Raw genomic sequence first — 2,778 nt, 5'->3', positions numbered from 1 at the left:
TGGGGTTCCACCTCTTCCCATCCCGAACAGAGAAGTTAAGCCCATTAGCGCCGATGGTACTGCCGAAAGGTGGGAGAGTAGGTCGATGCCAACTTTTAAGCGTCTTATTCCATTACGGAGTAAGACGCTTTTTTTATGCTCTAAAGTCAAGGAATGGAGAGTGTTAAATATCATTTTAAGAAATGATTTACTAATGAGAATCTAAATCAAACATTTCTTTGGCATCGAAATATATCTTCCACAGTATACAACATCATCTTTTACCCACGTAAAATAGATTTCTTTAGCTACTGGTTTTGTTTTAAAAAAATATTTTTAAACTATCACTTTGCATTACTTCGTATTCTCCATTTTAAAACTCAGGTGTTATACTTACCATTTTTTCATGTGGAATACTATATATTACAAGAGTATAATTGTAACGTTGTCTATAAATTTCTTGGCAATTGACTAATACAAGACTCAGGATACTTTTTTTCCAGTCTTGTTTTACTTTCGGTTCTATATTGCGCCAAGGCTTGTAATATTTTTGAATATTTATCATGCTTAAGGTCAGGTTTATGACATCATAAAATCAATATCCTTCCAATATTTTTCTCGCTCTACTTGTTGTTCAGGTGTTGCTTCAGGCGTTTCTATGCGACTTTTGTATAGAGGAGCAGGAAAACCTTCTGCTTTGCGACGTTCAAAATCAGCAGCTCTAAATTCATCTAAACCAACTCCTGGTGGTAGCGGACGATTTCTATCCATGTACCAAACCCAATAAGACCAACCATCCCAGCCTGGTGACATAAAAAAGTTAAGGCTTATAGGGAAAAAATCTTTGATACCCACTTTATTCGTTCGTTTTACTTTTAACGACCAGTAAAATAGAGCTGCTGCGCCATTAGGGGCAAAAAAGGCAGGTACATCATCAAACGGAATATGATGCGGTTTATCGTAAAAAGCACCCGGCAGTTCTAGTATACCCTTATCCCGATGAAAAATAATGTATTTGTGCTTAGGTAGTGTGTAGCCAATAATAAAAAAATAGATGGATGGAACAAACAAAATAATACAAGCTACCAAAAACTGACCTCCAATTAATAAAATAAATAAACCAAAGACCAATAAGCCCCATCCTACATTTATATTAGTGGGACGAAAGCTGGTCAAATTAAAACGCATAAAATTCAAATCAAAGTGGTCAATGGTTTTTCCGTCTTTCACATAGTAAGTATGATTTTTAGGTTGTAAATCTTCTCCTGTCTCTACATGTATAAACTTTTGCGTGTACTCATGATAAGTCACAATCAAGCGTTCCAGGTTTCTTCTATCTGTAGGGATATTTGTATAATCCATGAGCTAATATAACATAAAATTATTATCCTTCCAATATTTTTCTCGTTCTGCTTGTTGTTTGAGAGTGGCTTCTGGAGTAGGAACAATACTGTAATACATAGGTAAAGGAAAGCCCTTTGTTTTACGTGACTCAAACTCTCGCTTTCTGCAATGATCAAAGACTTTTCCAGGTGGTAATGGGCGGTTTTCATCCATAAACTAAGTAAAGAGCGACATGTCCGTATGCCAAGTCTCTGCCATATTAATAAGCTGTACTGTTCCTATTAAGTCAGGCCTAATAACACATATGTTAGCATGCTTATCCATGGTAAACTTAACTTCACTAAATGGCATGGTGGAGTTTTTATTCCATGTATGTCCCGGAATTAAATTGCTAATCATCAAGCCTTTATAGATTAAATGTTTGTATTGCTTTTAAAATGATTCTTTTTCACGTATGCATTTATTTTAATATATCTGTTTCTTTGCGAAACCTTTGAAATAGAAAACTATATTTTTATGTCCCAACATTGCACATTTAAATCAAACTAAACGCTTGAATTATTCAGGCAGAGGATGCAACTGCACCTAATGAGACTAAAACTGAAAATAATTCGAATATACCGTATCAAATAAAACAAATAACATTAGCATGACTGAAAAGACATACAGCACCAACTGCTTTTGTTCACTTTTTATTAGTCGTGCTATATATACCGGAACTATTAAACCAAGTGATTTTGCAAATATCCCAAGTATAGAGAAGATATGCGAAGAGAAAAGATCAAAACTTAAGTATCCTGATATACTCGGGGCCACAACAACAAGTAAAAACGTAAGCATTGACCATATTGATGGAATAAAGATAGCAGCTTTGGTTGTTTCATCTTGCGGTGAAGCTTGTTTACTTTGCCTTACAGGAGCAGTACCATACTGATTAGGTTCTGAAGATCCTTTAGTTGCCATCAAAATATAAAACCATACAAGCCCTATAACTGGTATTAACTCAATAAACACCAGCCATCCACTTTTACTAATATCATGTAGTCGCCTAACTGAAACCGCAAGATTTGGAATAACAATACCACATATGTATAATAGGGAAAAAATACCGAATGGTGCATCTACTAATCCTCGTAGGAATGTATTATCTATAACAACGGCATTTACAATAAAATAAAGATTAAACAATCTAAAAAACCAATACTCTCTTCGACAAGCTCTCCCTGAAAAAGAAAAATACTTTTTTAACACTTTTAAATACCAGTTCATACTATTATCTTCTTATTTCTTTTACAACTTAATACTAACTTAGATTCAAGTCACAAATGCAACTGATGGAATTTTAGATGAAAAAAGGAGGTGTATTTTTCAAGACAATGAGGAGAAGTAGTCTCACCCATTGTCTATGTGGAATAAAAGTCTTTTTTTTACCACTAAAATCGCCAAACTAAAGTT

2 protein-coding genes and 1 rRNA gene are annotated in these 2,778 nt (G+C 34.4%); 1 reads left to right on the top strand and 2 read right to left on the bottom strand.

Going from position 1 to position 2,778, the window contains the following annotated elements; translation table 11 throughout:
• A 5S ribosomal RNA gene (rrf, locus tag EMN46_RS18380) occupies positions 1 to 94 on the top strand; the annotation flags it as partial.
• A gap of 464 nt (positions 95 to 558) precedes the next feature.
• Here the strand turns inward: rrf and EMN46_RS18375 are convergent.
• A complete protein-coding gene (locus EMN46_RS18375) occupies positions 559 to 1,341 on the bottom strand; it encodes a hypothetical protein (RefSeq protein ID WP_154202466.1) in 783 nt (260 codons plus the stop codon).
• A gap of 576 nt (positions 1,342 to 1,917) precedes the next feature.
• Complete coding sequence (locus EMN46_RS18370; RefSeq protein WP_154202465.1) at positions 1,918 to 2,592, bottom strand: DUF805 domain-containing protein; 675 nt, start codon at positions 2,590 to 2,592, stop codon at positions 1,918 to 1,920.
• Positions 2,593 to 2,778: the final 186 nt, after the last annotated feature.

The organism is Ancylomarina sp. 16SWW S1-10-2 (assembly GCF_009669305.1).
Classification (GTDB): Bacteria; Bacteroidota; Bacteroidia; order Bacteroidales; family Marinifilaceae; genus Ancylomarina.
This window is presented reverse-complemented; position numbering and strand designations above follow the sequence as displayed.

Bases quoted from the DNA above. Each gene is read 5' to 3' on its own strand.
- EMN46_RS18375 (WP_154202466.1), bottom strand. From the start codon at position 1,341: ATGGATTATACAAATATCCCTACAGATAGAAGAAACCTGGAACGCTTG.
- EMN46_RS18370 (WP_154202465.1), bottom strand. From the start codon at position 2,592: ATGAACTGGTATTTAAAAGTGTTAAAAAAGTATTTTTCTTTTTCAGGG.